The following is a 15,118-nucleotide window of genomic DNA, read 5'->3' as shown; positions in this document are numbered from 1 at the left end:
CTGATCGACCTGGCTTAACCAGCTTGCCGAGCGATGCCGCGTATGCGGATCACAATTAAGCCTTGAGTTTTTGCGCTTGGGGCAATAGCTAGGTGCTACCAGGCCGGGCCCCTCTGGCAGTCCTTCAGGACTGCGATGTCGGACTGGAATTCCAATCCGGGTGGCCTGGCTTTGAGTTTTCTTCAGCTGTAGCGGCATTTCTCTTGTCATACGCGGTGTCCGCGTTGCTCTACGGTTATACTCGCAAGCCGCGTCACCCCTAGCTGAACGCAAGGGTGCCGTATGACAGATTTTTTCAGTCCCGAAGCAATGACCGCTCTCATGCAGGTCATCATGATCGACCTGGTGCTGGCCGGCGACAATGCCATCGTTATCGGCCTTGCCGCGGCCGGACTACCCAAAGAGCAGCGCAGAAACGCAATCGTCGTTGGCATAATCGCAGCGGCCGTTCTGCGCATCGGCTTTGCGGCCGCGACAACCCAGCTCCTGCAGATCGTCGGGCTGCTGTTCGCCGGCGGTCTTTTGCTGTTGTGGGTCTGCTGGAAGATGTGGCGCGAACTCCGGCAAAACCATGCGCAGGAAGCACAGGCGATCGAAGCGCTTTCGGAAAGCGACGTCGACTACGATGGCGTCGTAGCTGGCAAGGCTCCGCGCAAGACCCTGGCCCAGGCAACCTGGCAGATCATCATCGCCGACGTCTCCATGTCACTCGACAATGTTCTGGCGGTAGCCGGTGCTGCGCGCGAACATCCGAACGTGCTGATCTTCGGCCTTGTCCTCTCCGTAGCGCTGATGGGCATCGCTGCAAACCTCATTGCCAATCTGCTTCAGAAGCACCGTTGGATTGCCTATGTCGGCCTGGTGGTCATCCTCTACGTCGCTGGCGACATGATCTATCGCGGTGCGCTTGAACTTCTGCCTCATGTCGGGGGCGCTTGAGGCACAGAAAAAAGGGCCGGGACGACCTTCGTTCCGGCCGATTTCTGCTTATCGCTCCGCTACGATTTAGAGCGCACTCACCCGATCCGGCAGTGAAAAGAATCCTCGTGCTCAGATCCGTGTGAATCGTGGCTTGGCCCCACGCAAACGACCAAATCGGAAGGCATCCGACACGGCCGAGCGGATCATGAGCATCTCGCCTATGGTTTCGTGTGTCATGAGCCCGACCAGCCGGTCGGAACTGTCGACGACGGCTACAGCAGGCACATCTGCCTGCTGCATCAGCCGCAGGCTTTCCTCGAGACTTTTGCGGTAATGTATTTTCGGGATATCGTGCCGCATTGCGCTCGCGACCGGTGCGGCGGGTCCCTTTTCCTTCAATGTCCGGATCATGTCGTTGCGTGTAACCAATCCTTCAAGATGGCCTGCGGAGTCGACGACAGGGAATTCGTGCTGCGTCGTCGCGAGCAGCATCTCGATTGCCTGGTCGAGCGTCGCCGACCGTTCCAGCCGGGCGAACTCGGTGATCATCACATCCGCGACAAGGACGCTTGTGGCTACCTCCCGGATCTGTGCGTTTTGCGCTTCCGCTGCCGCGGCGAGATAGACGAAGATGCCGATGAAGATCAGCAGCGGATTGTAGAACAGCCCAACGAAACCGAAGACGAAGGCCAATCCTTGCCCGATCGTGGCTGCGATCTGGGTCGCGCGCGACCACGACAGGCGGGCGGCGAGTGCGGCGCGCAGGATACGGCCACCATCCATCGGGAAGGCTGGGATCATATTGAAGATGACCAGGAAGACGTTGACCCCGGCAAGCCTGGCGAGAAAACTCATACGCGGATCCTCGATCTCAGCCATCTGTTCGACGCCCGCCGACCCGCCGAGCAGGACGAAGATCAGCGCGGCGATCGCGACATTGACCAGCGGCCCCGCGACCGCGATCACGAACTCCTGCCCCGGCTCTTCGGGCATGCGTTCGAGTCTGGCGACGCCGCCGATCGGGAAAAGCGTAATGTCCGGCGTGTTGATGCCGAAATACCGCGCAGCGGCGATGTGGCCGAACTCATGCAGGACCACGCAGGCAAAAACCGCAATGATGAAGGCAACGCCTTGCCAGGCCGCTGGCGTGCCGCCGATCTGATAGTGCGTCAGCCAAATCCAGACGAGCAGAAGCAGGAAGGTAAAGTGAACGCGCACGGTGGTGCCGGCGATCGTCCCAAGATTCAGCGACCAACCCAAATCCGTCCACTCCGAGAGGCCCCGCCTTCGCAACAGGCTTTGGCAGGACGCTTGCAATCGTTCGAGAACATCAGGTGCTCAAGCTCATCGTCTGCGACCAAGGGCTGCCCGGCCGCAAGATGCCCGGCACAAGAAGAGCTTATCACGAAATTATACTCCGGTGAGCGTCCGCGCCTTCACGATGATTTCGCCCCGCCGCGCTTTTTTCGGCGCTGAAAGGTGCTTCGGTGCGTCATCCATGGATTTGCTCCTGAACCTTGCTCCGGCGGGGCGCCAGCGTCAGTGGGCAGTCTGCGAATGCTCGCCACCCGGCTTCGAGATGTCGCTTAAAGCCTCTCCCGCTTCTGCCGCTTCGGCTTTCGTCGCGAGATCGCTGAGCGAGACGATGCCGACGAGCCTCTTGTCTCGGTTCAGGACCGGGAGCCGACGCACCTGCAGGTCGCCCATGTTCTCAAGCACATGCTCTACGTCTTCATCATCGAAGCAATATTTGACCTCCGGGCTCATGACATCACGCACTTTCGTGTCAGGCCCCTTACCCTGTGCTACGCCGCGGATCGCGATATCCCGATCGGTGATCATCCCGACCAGCCGGTCGTGGTCGCCCACGGGCATCACTCCGGCGTCAAGCCTGCCCATGGTCTCAGCTACTTCGCGAATGGACTGTTCAGGGTTAGCGATCTCGACATTCCTCGTCATGCAATTGCCGACCTTCATGGCAATCTCCCTTCATCTTTGCGAAGCCCCGCCGCGATGACCAATGAACGAAGTTTTCGGCGGTAACGTTCCCTTGAAATGTGGATTGGATAGCACGCACAGGGTTTTCACCTGGCTGGGGTGGGCCTGGCAAAGCCCGCGTCGCGGGAATTCTTGACTTGAAGTCGAGCCCAATCATCGCGCGCCCGAGGCACTTGTCGCCGTTGGAACCCTGACGGGCGATACGACGTTCCAGGAGATCAGCAGCCAACGGAGAAGTCGAATGCAGCCCTTAGCCGTAAATTCCACCAGCCGTCCCGGCGCGCTGACGATTACCCCGTTCAATGGAACCGTGACGGTCAGGTTCTCCGACGCGATCATTGCCTCGACAGAGCGGGCAAAAGTGCTCCATGAAGAGGGGCAAGATCCGGTCTTCTATATCCCGTTCGAGGATATCTATTTCGACCTTCTGGAGAAGACCAACACCACAACCCACTCCCCGCTGAAGGGCACGGCCAGTTACTGGCGGGTCCACGCGGTCGGCGGAGCGGCCGACGACTTCATGTGGGCCTACGAGACGCCCGACACGCCGGCATTGGCCATCGCCCGCCATGGCGCCTTCGATCCCAGCAAGGCGCGGATCGATGCCGATCCTGCCGAGGACAAGCGACATACGCCTCACATCCCCGAATAGAGCCTCGCATGAAGGCCGCACATCGGCCGATCACGCCACAGGCGACAATCCTTTCGTCATCAGGAGAATTCTTCGTCGAGGATCCGCAGTCGGTCTTCATATTTCGATGTCGACGCGCCAATCTGCTGTGCCTGCCATAAATTGTCGGCAAGATCGGCGCGCTTGACCGGCAGCGCCAATGGGTTGGCTGCTGCTCTGCGCACGAAAGCGAGGTCGTCCTCGTCCGGCCTGCGTGTCATCGCATCGACTGCCGATACGATGGATGTTCCGAAACCAGCCGCCTCGAGCCGCTCGCGATCCCAATCGTCGCTTTTCTCAACAACGTCGTGGAGGTAGGCAACGGCCTTCTGGTCGAGCGTTTCGACGGCATCAACGACCCGGCGGCAATGCTCGATATAGGGCCGTCCGGTCTTGTCCGTCTGCCCCGCATGAGCTTGTTCGGCGATTTTTGCCGCGCGGTAAAGGAAGCTCACTGCCTCGATCCTTGCTGGCCTGTGTGATGCTGCAACCGGCCTTGTCCGGTCCACAACATGCCTCACCGAACGCGCGACGATTGCCTGAAGTTCCACAGAATGGGCAAGGCTCCGGCGACGAAACATCTCCAGCGCCGCGAGGGCAGCCTTACAGCTTGCTGCCGCCCTGGTCGCGGGACGCTCCATCGACAATGCCGGAACTGGGCAGAATTCCAAAATCCTGCGACTTGGCACCTTGTGCCGCTGTCAAAAATCCATCCGCGTGGAGACCGCGCCGCAGCAACTCCCTCACGGCCGCAGACCGGCTTGGCATGCGCCTTTCGAAGCGCCAGTTTTCCAAAGCAGCCAATTCCTCCGACGTTAGCATGATCTGCAGTCGTTCGGGTCTTTCCAGCTCGGCCATTTCTGCCCTCCAGCCGCTCAAAGTTAGTATTTGTCTAAGAAGTAGGAAAAGCCTCAGCGGTCGTCAAGACCTGTTGATTAGCCATTGGTGTGAACGGCTGACAGCTACGGCAAGGCGTCGATTATGCAGTCTTTGTCATATGCTAAATCATTGATTGTGTGGGTAATTTTACTAGTGCAGCTTGCTATTCGGATCGATAGGGCACATGCTAATCACGAGGGACAAACCGCTCCTGAAAAGGGGTTTTCCATGCGCTTCGGTTACTCGGCTCATTTGTGTCAAGACGTCAACCTCCAGGTTTGGGCAGCCGCCCGGGATAAGGGGATACTCAATGTCACTGCGGTGGCCGAGGCTGTGCGGCTGCGAAACCTCGCAGAAAACGTTGCGCTTGAAGACGTCGAATGCCTGGTGTTGCAAGCCGCCCAGTTCTACGGGGCGGCCATGGAATTCGACAGCCTGATCGTGTTTGAACCAGGTAACGTCGATCGGCATTCGCTTGGCTGCGATGCCCTGCCTGGAACAGGCGACGTCGATGTTCTGGAGGACAGGGCTGTTTCGCCTTATTTTCGCCCGCCGGACCAAACGCAATAGGTCTGGCCGAACACAGTCGGTCGCGGGGAGGGCTCAGCTTCACGAGCGCGGCGAAATTCCTTCAATCGGCCGCGATTTCGGCCAGTGATGTCTGGACGAAATCCAGCGGCGCCTCGAGCGTCCAGGTGATGCCTCGGGCGTGGAACTCCAGCCGCCCGCTGCCGCTGAGAGCCTGCGGCGCCACTCGCTCGAGCACGACCAGTCCGAAACCGCGCCCCCTGACAGCGTACAGGATTGGCCCGTCCAACTCACGCCAGACCAGTCGAAAGGTCTCAGCGCCGTCGCCCGCAGGGATCACGTGCCAATCGATCTCGACGCGTCCGCCGTTGCACGACAGCGCTCCATGTTTTGCCGAATTGGTGGCGAGTTCGTGAAAGGCTATGCCGAGATACTGGACGGCGTTCGGCTGCAGTACCACCAGTGGCCCGGCCATCGACACGCGGGACTGCGCTGCGAAGGCCTTGAGCTGTGCCTGGATGAGCTCGCCGACCGTCGCGCCGCGCCATTCGGCATTGACCAGGAGATCATGGGATTCCGAAAGCGCCAGGATGCGCTCTCGAACTTGCCCGAGGAAAGCCTCAGGTGTGCTCGTCAGCTTGCTTGTCTCGCGGATCATCGAGATGATGACCGAATACTGGTTCTTCACCCGATGGTTGACCTCGCGCATGAGCAGTCGGATGCGCCGTTCGTTCTCCTTGTGGGAACTGATGTCGCGCGCGATCTTGGAGGCGCCGACGACCCGCCCGATCCCGTCGCGGATCGGTGAGACGGTGAGCGAGACCGAAACGAGCGTGCCGTCCTTGCGCAGGCGCATCGTCTCATAGGAGGGGACGCGTTCGCCGGCGCGGATGCGACTGATGATCGAGACTTCCTCGTCGAGACGGTCAGGCGGAATGAGCATCGTCACCGGCCGGCCGATCGCCTCGGCAGGCGTGTAGCCGAACAGGCGTTCTGCAGCGTCGTTCCAGCTGGTAATGATGCCATTCATGTCCTTCGAGACGATGGCGTCCATCGACGACTCGACAATGGCGGCAAGACGCATGCGGGCTTCATCGCCCAGCGTCTGCGTGCGCAGGTCGAGCAGCGTGTTGATGGCCCCGACTACATTGCCCGCTTCGTCGCGAAGCAGGCGTGGGTGAGCCCTGAATGGGACCAGTTCGCCATCCGGCCGCTCCGCAATCGCCTGGTCCCAGGAGACATCCCGCCCTTCGCGCAGCGCCACGGCCATCGGACACTCGCCATGCGCCATATCCCGACCGTCCAGATGACGAAGCTTCCACGAGCCGCACCATAGGTCCCGACCGATAACAGGACGATGGCCCCAGAGCTCAGCTGCGGCTTCGTTGAAGAAGGTGATGTGTCCCTGCCCGTCGACGGTGTAGATGGCGACCGGCAGTGCCTGCATCAGATCGGCAGTGGGAATGCCCGGAACTCCGAGGCCGACATCGGCTTGTTCAACGAAGTTCACTTATGGCGCCATTCTCGTGGATTTCTGAGCGGCTATAATGCCCTTGAGCGGTTTCGGTTCCGTCCGGACAATCACGTGCGGTCCCCTTTGCCCGCAGTCGCGGCGACATTCCTGGGCAAGGCATCAGGCCGACACAGGATCATCGCCAAATTGTCCGCCTAATCGTGTACTAAATGCGCCCGAGAAGGACCAGGATAATAACGATCAGCAGCACGAGACCGAGGCCACCGCCACCATAATAGCCGGTGCCGTAGAACGGTCCACCACCCAAACCGCTGAACCCGCCAAGCAGGATAAGGATCAAAATGATGATGAGTATGGTTCCGAGGCTCATGGTGGTTCTCCCATTCGTGCGCTGCCGCGCCGTACAAGGGCACGTCCATGCGCCTGTTGATTACGGTATGAACTCCCAGAGGGGGCTTCCTGTTCCACCGGAAGTAGCATCGCTGTCGCTCGTCTCGCGGGAAAAGCCGGTAGGCTGACGAGACAGCCCGCCGGCCGGGAGCCCGCGGGCGACAGGCTTTCTCAGCCTCGGACCGTCTGGAGGAACGGCGATCACAGCAAAAATGCCTGACGCAGTCGGAAGTTGCGGCGGTAGGCCAAAGTAGGCCACAGCCACTCTACCGCCCTTTGTTTGCCGGCCGGGTGCCGCCGCCCTTCTTTTCGGGCTCATGAGTATGGTGGCTGTCGCGTTCGCCTCCGCCGCCTGAGATCTTGCTGCGGCTGCGCAGATCGGAATCGGCTGGCGGCTTTTCTATCACCAGCGGCTCCTTGGCGTTTTCGTGCGATGCGCCAGGACCGCCATGGCGAATACTGGCGCGAGTCTTTTTCGACGTGGACATGAAATCACCTAGCGGTCCTGCTGATAGCCTTGATGGGTCGTATTGACCTTCGTGTTGCCCTGCTGGCCCTGTTTGTCAGGATTTGGGGCGGAATGGCTGTGCTGCGTCTGGTCGACAGGAACCGACTTCTTGTCGCCCGGACCCTTTGGGCTCTGGTTCTCTGTCGGAACGGGTGGTGGTTTTGTGCTCATGACCGTCTCCTTTCACTAGCCAAAACAAGCAGGCCCCCGGGAAGGTTCCTGATCCGAACCGGGCGAGGGGCAAACTCCTGACATTGCCAATTCCGGCCTTGTCGGCGCGTCGCAGCGCAATAATCTTCTGTTAGGGCGTGGGCACTTCCACCTGTTGAAAGGAGCCGACCATGAAACACCAAACACTCGACCAACTGCAGACAGTTGCGAAAGTTGAGCCCTCGGCGACATACCCGACCATGACTCGGGCGCAGCGGATCGAGCGTTGGGCAGAGCTTCTCGAACAAAATCCACGGCGTTGCCTCGGAGCCCTTTCAGGCACCGAATATCTCAGTCCTGAAGCTCGTGACGTAGCGCGTGGCGCGGGGTCGCCGATCACCGTTGCCTATGAGGATCCGGTGCTGCGCGCCATGGGTCTGAAAGATGATACCTACGGTGAGGCAAAGCGCTTCTTCGAGCTAAGTGACTGGCAGTTGCACAACATCGTCTGTCACTGTCACGTTGGTGCTACGATGCAAGCGCGATGGGCTGCCGCCAGAGTCCGCCGGACGATTACCGGGAACAGACTTCTGGCCTGGCTGAGGGCAAGGTTTGTGCATTGAGGCCAGCCCAGAACGGTGACGACAAGTCTTGATCGTTCGAGTTAGCGGCTGGCCGCCAAAGCTGGTGGCATCGCCGGTGCCGCAGTGTTGATCGAGCCGACGCCTTGCATTCAGGGCGGCCGGACGAAGGCTCATGGCCGGGTCCCTTGTCGGAGGCAGGAAGCTCTCGATTCATGTGAACACGGCCCGCGCCCCTGATCCATGCCACCACCGATGCATCGTTGGCGGAATCTCGTCCCTGTGACATGCCCGCAATCGCGTCTGGGAACTTTTCTGGAGGCACATGGTTGGAATGTGCGGCTGAAAGAATCCGGGCCTGTGCCAAGGAGGTTCGCCATGAAGCTTCGCGAGTTGATGGACCAAGTGAAGGATCTGCCCCCGGATACCCTCGTCTGTGCCGCCGAGATTGACGAGGCCTTTGCGGCCAACATTGCCGGCATAGAAACGGTGGAAGGTGCCCGGATCGAAAGCCGGAAACCGGACGGCACCGAAGCTGTCGAACTCGCCAACGGGAACGACAGGGTTGTCGTAATCCGCTGGTGAACCGCTGGCTCATGCTGGAGCGGTCGCATGCTTGATCACTGAACGCTGGAGGAGTCGCAGGCCATGTTACCGGTATCGAACAAAAGACTTTGCGCCGGCCTGATCGCCGGAACTCTGATGCTCTCGGCCGGCGGCTTTGCTCCGCTCGCAGCTCAGGAAATCCCAAACGACTTCACGGCGATCGTGCGCGAGAAAATTCCGGCCGTGGTCGCAATAACGACCAAACAGATCATCCAGGACCAGGCGACGCTGGGCGACTTTCTTAGTCCTTTCGGCAGTCCCGGCCTCGGACCGGCGCAACCGCAGGTGCGAGAGGCCCTTGGTTCCGGCTTTGTGATCAGCCCCGAGGGGTACATCGTCACCAACAACCATGTCGTTGCCGATGCAAGCGAAATTCATGTCGTATTCTCCGACAAGCAGACGTTGCCTGCGCAGCTCGTCGGCCGCGATCCGGCAACCGACCTCGCGGTGCTGAAGATCGACCCGCGGTCCAATATGACAACGACCGCCTGGGGTGACTCCGATGCAGTACAACCCGGCGCATGGACGATCGCTATCGGCAGTCCGTTCGGGCTCGGCGGGACCGTCACCGTCGGCGTGCTTTCGGCCCGTTCGCGCGACATCAATGCCGGTCCTTACGACGATTTTCTCCAGACCGACGCCTCAATCAATCGCGGCAATTCCGGCGGCCCGCTGTTCAATGCTCGCGGCGAAGTGATCGGGGTCAATACGGCCATCGTATCTCCCACAGGTGGCAGCATAGGGATTGGCTTTGCGGTACCATCCCGCACCGCCCGGAACGTCGTCGACCAGTTGATCCGCACTGGCCGGATCGAGCGCGGTTTCATCGGGGTGCGTCTCCAGGAGATCACCCCGTCGATTGCCGAGGCGCTTGGAATACCCGGCAGCAAGGGAGCGCTGGTCGCCTCGGTCGAACCCGGCAGTCCGGCAGAGCAGGCCGGAATACAGGCGGGAGACGTGATCACACGCTTTAACGGCAAGGACATCCAGAGCGTCCATGATCTGACGCTCGCGGCTGCGAGCCAAAAGCCGGGAACAAAAACGACGCTGACACGGAACCGCGGAGGCAGCCAACAGGAAATAGCTCTGACCATCGGACAACGCAACGATGAGGAGCAACAGACCAGCGCCGTTCCGAAGTCGGAAACGGCCGACATGCGTCTTGGATTGTCGCTCAGCCCAATCCCGGATGAGGCACGCCAGCAGCTCGGACTCCAGCCGGATACTACGGGCGTGTTCGTCCAGGAAGTGGCTCCAAACAGCCTCGCCGCCGAAAACGGCTTTCAGCCTGGTGATGTGATCGTCTCGGCCAACAACCGGGATGTGACACAGCCGTCGGACATCGAAGAGGAGTGGGCGAGATCCCGCCAGCAGAACAAGCCGATATTGTTCCGCGTCAGCAGGCAAGGGCAATCTCTTTTCGTTGCCGTGGCCACGGCCAAATCTTGACGGGCCAACTCTTGACGAGCCAACTCTTGATGGAAACGCGTTAAGCTTGGCGAGCGGAAACTTGGCCGAATAGATCACACGCTTTCGCGAGAGGCGGCCTTTAGGGACGGGAACAACAGCCGACCAAGGCCGTTTCGTCCAATGAGTCATTCAACCTGTTGAAAGGAGGCTTCCGATGAGCGCCACCGGACTCGACGTATTCGACAAGACGCTGCAGACAACAAACATCTGGCTCGACGAGATCATGACCGAGATCGGACCGGATCGGCAGGTCGCATGGCATGTGCTTGGAGCGGTGCTCCACGCCTTGCGAGACCGCATGCAGCCGGATCTTGCCGCTCACCTCGGCTCGCAGCTGCCGATCCTCGTGCGCGGCGCCTATTACGACCAATATCAGCCCTCCACGACTCCCGAGAAGTTGCGGTCGCTCGACGAGTTCCTGGCCAAAATCAAGGCGGAGTTGGAATTCACCCGACCGGTCGATTCCAAGGATGCATTCAGGGTCGTATCCAAGGTGCTCGCTCACCACGTGGGAGAGGGGCAGATGATCAAGGTTTGGGAATCCTTGCCGGCAGAAATCAGGCGCGTCGCGGCAGCTCAGCAAGCGGCGTGAAATAGCGCCAGATACAGTTGGTCTCGTTTCTTGGGGAGATGGAAATGCCACTCACCCTTATCAGTCCTGCGTTCCCGGCGGGCGGGAAAATCCCTGAAAGGCATACCCGCGACGGCCAGAACGTCTCACCACCGCTAAAATGGTCCGGTATTCCCCACGGTACCAAGAGCCTTGTTCTCGTCGTGCAGGATCCCGACGCGCCGAGCGGGGTTTTCGGGCACTGGGCGGTGTTCAATATCCCGCCTGATGCCGGCGAGCTTGCCGAGGCGCAAGACGGCAAGCCAGGCCCGTCGGCACTCAGGCAAGGCACCAACGATTTCGGCAATGCCTATTACGATGGCCCGCAGCCACCGGTGGGACATGGCGTCCATCATTATCATTTCCGGCTGGCCGCGCTCGACGTGCCGAGCCTCAGTGTGCCGGGACAGGCGGGCGTGCAGCTCGTCTGGAAGGAAGCCCAGAAGCATGCGCTGGAGCAGACCGAGTTGGTCGGAACCTACGCACGGTAACACCGGGCTGTGCCGCCGCCTTTTCTACAGCGCGGCCGGGGGTAGCGGTTTTCGAGCCGGGCCATGGATGACCGAACCGTCGGCCGCAAAAATCGAGCCATGGCAGGGACAATCCCAGGTGTTGTCCGCATTGTTCCAGGTCACGATGCAGCCCTTGTGGGTGCATGTCGCCGAAACCGGGTGGAGCACCCCTTCAGCGTCTCGCCATGCCGCGATCTTTTCGTCACCCCTGACGATCACACCGCCCATGCCGGGCGCGATGTCGTCGAGGCTTGAGACAATCGATTGGCTGCGGCCATTCTGGTGAAAGTCCTCGGGATAAGACCGCGCCGGGTCGTAGAGCCTTTGCCATGGACTCGGCCGCGCGCAGATCAGATCCGCGATCATCATGCCTGCGGCCGTTCCGTTGGTGATGCCCCAGGCGTTGAATCCCGTGGCGATATGAAAACCGGAGGCTTTGTCCGGATCGGGTTCGCCGGCATACGGAACCCTGTCGGCGGTATCATAGTCCTCATTGCACCAGCGCCACGCAACGTCCCCAACGGGAAGGCTCATTCTCGCCCATTGTTCCAGCTCGACAAACCGTTTCGCCACATCGCCGTCCTGGCCCGTGTCGAACTTGGGGCCAAGTGCCACAAGCAGCGGGCCTTCGGCGTCGCGGCCGGTGCGGATGGAATGCGTCGGATCGTCGATGCCGATGAACATGCCGTCGACAGCAAGAGGGTCATCGGTCCGAAACGCCATGGCAGTGTGGCAGCGCGGCTGAGTCCGGTTCGCCATGCCGACGGGGCTCTTCACTGTCATATTGGTGGCGACGACCACATGCTCGGCGTGAACGGTGCCGCTGTCGGTAACGACGCGCCAGCGGCTTGCCTCGCCAATAGAGATCGCGCGGCTGTTTTCGAAAATCCGTCCGCCACGGGCCGTCACCGCTTGAGCCAGGCCAACCAGATACATCGCCGGATTGAACTGCGCCTGGTCGGAAAAACGCAGAGCGGCGGCCGTTTCGAAAGGCAGCGGCGCGCGCTCCAGAATATCGGCGTCCAGCCCAACCTGGCGCGCGGCCTCCGCCTCGGCCACGATCTCCGCGCGCCGGTTTGCATCGCAGCTGTAGGTATAGGCGTCCTTGGCCTCGAGATCGCAGGCGATGACATAGTCGTGAACCCATTCCCGGATCTGCACGGCGCCGGCGGAATTCGCATCGGCATAGGTCTGCGCCAGGTCCGGCCCAAAGGTGTCGATGAGATGGCGATAGATCAGCGCGTGCTGCGTCGTGATCTTGGCCGTCGAGCGGCCGGTCACCTGGCCGCCTGTCCGCAGGCCTTCGACGACGATCACCGATCGACCGGCCTCGCAAAGGCGAAGCGCCGTCGTGAGCCCGACAATCCCGGCGCCCACGACAACGGCATCGGCATGGATCGAGCCCTCGAGCGGAGGAAAGTTCGTAGCGGTGGCTGCCGCCACCCAACAGCTTCCCGGTTCTCCCGAAAGAATGGCCATTTTTCTCGCGTCCCATGCTTTCGATGCATCTCCATGACAACCCGCGCCGGCACGAAAACGTTCCGAGATCTAAGGTCTTCAATCGTGGTTTCCACAGGGAATCCTATCCATCAATGATGGAACTCCAGCAGATGATCGCGTCAGTCGAACGCTGCAACGCACGTGAATTGGTATAGGCTGAAGCCAATACTGTCAGGCCGGCGGCCGAAGACTGCGCCGTTAACGGCCTGTGGCGAAGGTCACCTGCGCGCCTCCGGCAAAGCCGGAAGAATGGTTCGAGCCACCCGCATCCAGTATTTTGGCGATAAAACAGTTCGTACCTTGTTTTTCCCCATTGCAATTGCCAACCATGGAAAGGGATTGATTCGGAGCTTGTCTATGCGTGGACTGCAAGTGGCCCTGGCTGCGGTGATCTTGGGCATTTCAGTCAGTTCTGGACTCGCCGATGACAATTCTCCCTTTATCTATTTTGCGACCCAGGATCCTTTCGCAGACGGTTTGCCGACCAAGAATGATATTTATGTCTTTGGTGGCGCCTTTGCGCACGGGGCCTTCGGCGACGCGATCAATGTTTTGGGTGCCGACTACACGGACAATTATATAATCGGGGCCGCATACGGTCGCGATTTCGTCGATATCGGCGCTGGCTTCGTTCTTGGTGGCGTCGCCGGCGCGGCCATAAGATTTGGCGAGGACGATGATACGACTGGCGAACTTTGGGCCGGAGCGCGACTGCGCCACCACGGCCTGGTCATTGGTGATTTGGCGATTGCGCCCGCACTGACTGCTGGGTTCAGTGCCGTTACCGGCCCTACCGAGATCGAGCGCGAACGCGAAATCGTCCACGATGGCGATGCATCATTCCTCGGCTTCGTTGGTGCGGAGCTTTCGTTCAGAGTGAGGCAGGCTCCCAACGTCGAACTCGTCTACCAACTCCACCATAGATCCGGCGCCGATGGTACGTTTGGAGATATGACAGATGGTTCCAACGCGAACGCTCTTGGCATCCGTTATCGCTTCTAACGCTCGCTGCTGTAGACCTTCTTACAGGCGCCTACGCACCCACCCAGTTGGCTCGCGCTGAGGACGGCGACACTCCCGTGAGGGTCGGCACGATGAACCACTGAAAATCTCAAGGCCGTGTCGCCCTATAGCGCCGGGTCACCCTCATTCTATATCCTTCAGCGTATCCAACGGCCCTTTCAATGCGGACCTGGGCTGGATCAACTCTGGCGCGATCAGGAAGGTCTGCGGTGCCGTCGGCGGTTCATCGATCAGCTCGAATGCCTTCGTGATCATCGCCTCAACATTCTGCCGCACCATGATTACGGGGAAGGGCAGGAAAGAGCCGAAGGGGTCATAGTCGTAGCAACCGACGACGAGTTCACTGAACATTTCCGCCGGCCGGCCGGCCATGAAACGCAGCAGACCTTCCATATTGATCGACGAATTGATGAACAGCGCGCGCGGCAGCTTGCCACGGCATTGGTAAAACGCCTCGAAGGCACGCAAAGTTATATCAGGCGAATACCCGGAGGACTGCACACCATCGTCAGGGTCGGCGCCCAGCAGCGCCTTCTTGGTCGCATGGAAAGCGGCGATGCGTTCGCGGCTGGCGTGGTCGTTGCGGCCGCCAAACAGAAACAGCTCGTCCGGCCGCAGAGGATCGTCGTTGCCGAAGTGGCGGATGATTGCTTCCGTCAGCATCCGCGCGCCCTGATAATTGTCGCTGATCACCGAATGCGCCTTCGCTCCCGGCAGGTCGATGTTGATATGCCTCAGCCCCGCCAGTTCGCAGACCTCGTGCACGCCATCGGGATCGGTGGCGCCGACGATGAAGAGCTGGTCGATTGAATAGGAGATCAGCGTCTCCGCGGTCCGCCGTTCCTCTTCGGGGTCGCGGCTGGCGCTAACCACGACCGGGCATTGGCCGCGGCTGCGCACATGCCCCTCAAACGTCTGCGCCATGGAGGAGAAGTAGCGATTGTCGTGGACGGGCAGCATCAGGCCGACCAGGCCCGATCGCGAGCGTCGCAAGCCTCGCGCTTGCAGATTGGTGGTGTATTGGTGGAGTTCGGCGAGGCCGAGAATTGTTTGCGCCGTACTTTCCTTGATGCGGCGCTTGCGCCAAGTGCCGTTCAGGACGGCACTCACGGTCGACGGCGAACTGCCCGACAGCACGGACAGGTCATAGATCGTCGCCTTCTTCTTGACCCGCTGATCCATCTGGCGCCTCCGGCGCGTCTATTTAGAGCAATATCCCGCTTGACGAGAGCTTCTCGATGCACAATAGTTTCTGCACCATCGATTGTGCAAGCGAAAACCGGTGGATGATCGATGGG

At 60.4% G+C, this 15,118-nt stretch carries 19 protein-coding genes; 9 read left to right on the top strand and 10 right to left on the bottom strand.

The genetic code is table 11. The features are described from left to right. Nucleotides 1-282 precede the first annotated feature (282 nt). A complete protein-coding gene (locus AC0L17_RS13105) occupies nt 283-939 on the top strand; it encodes a TerC family protein (protein ID WP_023799561.1) in 657 nt (218 codons plus the stop codon). Nucleotides 940-1,050: 111 nt separating this feature from the next. On the opposite strand, the gene AC0L17_RS13100 is transcribed toward AC0L17_RS13105, so the two are convergent. Together AC0L17_RS13100 and AC0L17_RS13095 are read right to left on the bottom strand one after the other, a co-directional pair. Continuing rightward, nucleotides 1,051-2,181, bottom strand: coding sequence for a site-2 protease family protein (locus AC0L17_RS13100; protein WP_473516128.1), 1,131 nt, complete (start codon nt 2,179-2,181; stop codon nt 1,051-1,053). Between the two features lie 279 nt (nt 2,182-2,460). Continuing rightward, the gene (locus AC0L17_RS13095) at nt 2,461-2,898 is read right to left on the bottom strand and encodes a CBS domain-containing protein (protein ID WP_473516127.1); all 438 of its coding nucleotides are present in this window, start codon (nt 2,896-2,898) and stop codon (nt 2,461-2,463) included. A gap of 262 nt (nt 2,899-3,160) precedes the next feature. On the opposite strand from AC0L17_RS13095, the gene AC0L17_RS13090 reads away from it, so the two are divergent. Beyond that, nucleotides 3,161-3,571: a DUF427 domain-containing protein gene (locus tag AC0L17_RS13090; protein WP_023799558.1), complete on the top strand. Its 411-nt coding sequence runs from the start codon at nt 3,161-3,163 to the stop codon at nt 3,569-3,571. 59 nt (nt 3,572-3,630) lie between these two features. On the opposite strand, the gene AC0L17_RS13085 is transcribed toward AC0L17_RS13090, so the two are convergent. Next, nucleotides 3,631-4,044 carry an HD domain-containing protein gene (locus AC0L17_RS13085; RefSeq protein ID WP_473516126.1) on the bottom strand — a complete coding sequence of 138 codons (414 nt, stop codon included), beginning with the start codon at nt 4,042-4,044 and terminating at the stop codon, nt 3,631-3,633. Nucleotides 4,045-4,192: 148 nt separating this feature from the next. Beyond that, nucleotides 4,193-4,447: a hypothetical protein gene (locus tag AC0L17_RS13080; RefSeq protein ID WP_023799556.1), complete on the bottom strand. Its 255-nt coding sequence runs from the start codon at nt 4,445-4,447 to the stop codon at nt 4,193-4,195. Nucleotides 4,448-4,570: 123 nt separating this feature from the next. On the opposite strand from AC0L17_RS13080, the gene AC0L17_RS13075 reads away from it, so the two are divergent. Then, nucleotides 4,571-5,038: a hypothetical protein gene (locus AC0L17_RS13075; RefSeq protein WP_473516125.1), complete on the top strand. Its 468-nt coding sequence runs from the start codon at nt 4,571-4,573 to the stop codon at nt 5,036-5,038. Between the two features lie 61 nt (nt 5,039-5,099). Here AC0L17_RS13075 and AC0L17_RS13070 read toward each other — a convergent pair whose 3' ends face one another. The 4 genes from AC0L17_RS13070 to AC0L17_RS13055 all read right to left on the bottom strand — a co-directional run bounded on the left by AC0L17_RS13070 (nt 5,100) and on the right by AC0L17_RS13055 (nt 7,539). Further along, nucleotides 5,100-6,506 (bottom strand): PAS domain S-box protein, encoded by a 1,407-nt coding sequence (locus AC0L17_RS13070; protein WP_473516124.1) that lies wholly within the window; start codon nt 6,504-6,506, stop codon nt 5,100-5,102. Nucleotides 6,507-6,675: 169 nt separating this feature from the next. Then, complete coding sequence (locus AC0L17_RS13065) at nt 6,676-6,840, bottom strand: DUF3309 family protein (RefSeq protein WP_023799553.1); 165 nt, start codon at nt 6,838-6,840, stop codon at nt 6,676-6,678. A gap of 286 nt (nt 6,841-7,126) precedes the next feature. Further along, nucleotides 7,127-7,348: a hypothetical protein gene (locus tag AC0L17_RS13060; RefSeq protein ID WP_473509609.1), complete on the bottom strand. Its 222-nt coding sequence runs from the start codon at nt 7,346-7,348 to the stop codon at nt 7,127-7,129. A gap of 8 nt (nt 7,349-7,356) precedes the next feature. Then, nucleotides 7,357-7,539 (bottom strand): hypothetical protein, encoded by a 183-nt coding sequence (locus AC0L17_RS13055; RefSeq protein WP_128172175.1) that lies wholly within the window; start codon nt 7,537-7,539, stop codon nt 7,357-7,359. Nucleotides 7,540-7,709: 170 nt separating this feature from the next. On the opposite strand from AC0L17_RS13055, the gene AC0L17_RS13050 reads away from it, so the two are divergent. From AC0L17_RS13050 to AC0L17_RS13030, 5 genes are all read left to right on the top strand, one after another. After that, nucleotides 7,710-8,141, top strand: a complete 432-nt coding sequence (locus AC0L17_RS13050; RefSeq protein ID WP_023799551.1) for a hypothetical protein — start codon at nt 7,710-7,712, stop codon at nt 8,139-8,141. Between the two features lie 336 nt (nt 8,142-8,477). Then, complete coding sequence (locus tag AC0L17_RS13045; protein WP_023799550.1) at nt 8,478-8,684, top strand: hypothetical protein; 207 nt, start codon at nt 8,478-8,480, stop codon at nt 8,682-8,684. A gap of 63 nt (nt 8,685-8,747) precedes the next feature. Further along, entirely contained in the window at nt 8,748-10,154 is a 1,407-nt protein-coding gene (locus AC0L17_RS13040; protein ID WP_473516123.1) for a Do family serine endopeptidase, read from the top strand. Nucleotides 10,155-10,329: 175 nt separating this feature from the next. After that, nucleotides 10,330-10,767, top strand: coding sequence for a DUF2267 domain-containing protein (locus AC0L17_RS13035; RefSeq protein WP_091590070.1), 438 nt, complete (start codon nt 10,330-10,332; stop codon nt 10,765-10,767). Between the two features lie 44 nt (nt 10,768-10,811). Further along, nucleotides 10,812-11,276: a YbhB/YbcL family Raf kinase inhibitor-like protein gene (locus AC0L17_RS13030; protein WP_473516122.1), complete on the top strand. Its 465-nt coding sequence runs from the start codon at nt 10,812-10,814 to the stop codon at nt 11,274-11,276. A 24-nt stretch (nt 11,277-11,300) separates the two neighbouring features. Here the strand turns inward: AC0L17_RS13030 and AC0L17_RS13025 are convergent, their stop codons facing one another. Further along, entirely contained in the window at nt 11,301-12,776 is a 1,476-nt protein-coding gene (locus tag AC0L17_RS13025) for an FAD-dependent oxidoreductase (RefSeq protein WP_473516121.1), read from the bottom strand. Nucleotides 12,777-13,046: 270 nt separating this feature from the next. Between AC0L17_RS13025 and AC0L17_RS13020 the strand changes: the two genes are divergently transcribed. Further along, nucleotides 13,047-13,799, top strand: a complete 753-nt coding sequence (locus tag AC0L17_RS13020; protein WP_473516120.1) for a hypothetical protein — start codon at nt 13,047-13,049, stop codon at nt 13,797-13,799. 144 nt (nt 13,800-13,943) lie between these two features. On the opposite strand, the gene AC0L17_RS13015 is transcribed toward AC0L17_RS13020, so the two are convergent. Beyond that, complete coding sequence (locus tag AC0L17_RS13015; protein WP_473516119.1) at nt 13,944-15,002, bottom strand: LacI family DNA-binding transcriptional regulator; 1,059 nt, start codon at nt 15,000-15,002, stop codon at nt 13,944-13,946. Nucleotides 15,003-15,118 lie beyond the last annotated feature (116 nt).

The organism is Mesorhizobium sp. WSM4829 (assembly GCF_055811475.1).
This window is presented reverse-complemented; position numbering and strand designations above follow the sequence as displayed.

Excerpts from the sequence above, each read along its gene's own strand:
- AC0L17_RS13040 (WP_473516123.1), top strand. The coding sequence starts at position 8,748 with ATGTTACCGGTATCGAACAAAAGACTTTGCGCCGGCCTGATCGCCGGA.
- AC0L17_RS13065 (WP_023799553.1), bottom strand. The coding sequence starts at position 6,840 with ATGAGCCTCGGAACCATACTCATCATCATTTTGATCCTTATCCTGCTT.
- AC0L17_RS13095 (WP_473516127.1), bottom strand. The coding sequence starts at position 2,898 with ATGAAGGTCGGCAATTGCATGACGAGGAATGTCGAGATCGCTAACCCT.
- AC0L17_RS13025 (WP_473516121.1), bottom strand. The coding sequence starts at position 12,776 with ATGGCCATTCTTTCGGGAGAACCGGGAAGCTGTTGGGTGGCGGCAGCC.
- AC0L17_RS13030 (WP_473516122.1), top strand. The coding sequence starts at position 10,812 with ATGCCACTCACCCTTATCAGTCCTGCGTTCCCGGCGGGCGGGAAAATC.
- AC0L17_RS13090 (WP_023799558.1), top strand. The coding sequence starts at position 3,161 with ATGCAGCCCTTAGCCGTAAATTCCACCAGCCGTCCCGGCGCGCTGACG.
- AC0L17_RS13020 (WP_473516120.1), top strand. The coding sequence starts at position 13,047 with ATGGTTCGAGCCACCCGCATCCAGTATTTTGGCGATAAAACAGTTCGT.
- AC0L17_RS13015 (WP_473516119.1), bottom strand. The coding sequence starts at position 15,002 with ATGGATCAGCGGGTCAAGAAGAAGGCGACGATCTATGACCTGTCCGTG.
- AC0L17_RS13050 (WP_023799551.1), top strand. The coding sequence starts at position 7,710 with ATGAAACACCAAACACTCGACCAACTGCAGACAGTTGCGAAAGTTGAG.
- AC0L17_RS13055 (WP_128172175.1), bottom strand. The coding sequence starts at position 7,539 with ATGAGCACAAAACCACCACCCGTTCCGACAGAGAACCAGAGCCCAAAG.
- AC0L17_RS13080 (WP_023799556.1), bottom strand. The coding sequence starts at position 4,447 with ATGGCCGAGCTGGAAAGACCCGAACGACTGCAGATCATGCTAACGTCG.
- AC0L17_RS13035 (WP_091590070.1), top strand. The coding sequence starts at position 10,330 with ATGAGCGCCACCGGACTCGACGTATTCGACAAGACGCTGCAGACAACA.
- AC0L17_RS13045 (WP_023799550.1), top strand. The coding sequence starts at position 8,478 with ATGAAGCTTCGCGAGTTGATGGACCAAGTGAAGGATCTGCCCCCGGAT.
- AC0L17_RS13075 (WP_473516125.1), top strand. The coding sequence starts at position 4,571 with ATGCAGTCTTTGTCATATGCTAAATCATTGATTGTGTGGGTAATTTTA.
- AC0L17_RS13105 (WP_023799561.1), top strand. The coding sequence starts at position 283 with ATGACAGATTTTTTCAGTCCCGAAGCAATGACCGCTCTCATGCAGGTC.
- AC0L17_RS13060 (WP_473509609.1), bottom strand. The coding sequence starts at position 7,348 with ATGTCCACGTCGAAAAAGACTCGCGCCAGTATTCGCCATGGCGGTCCT.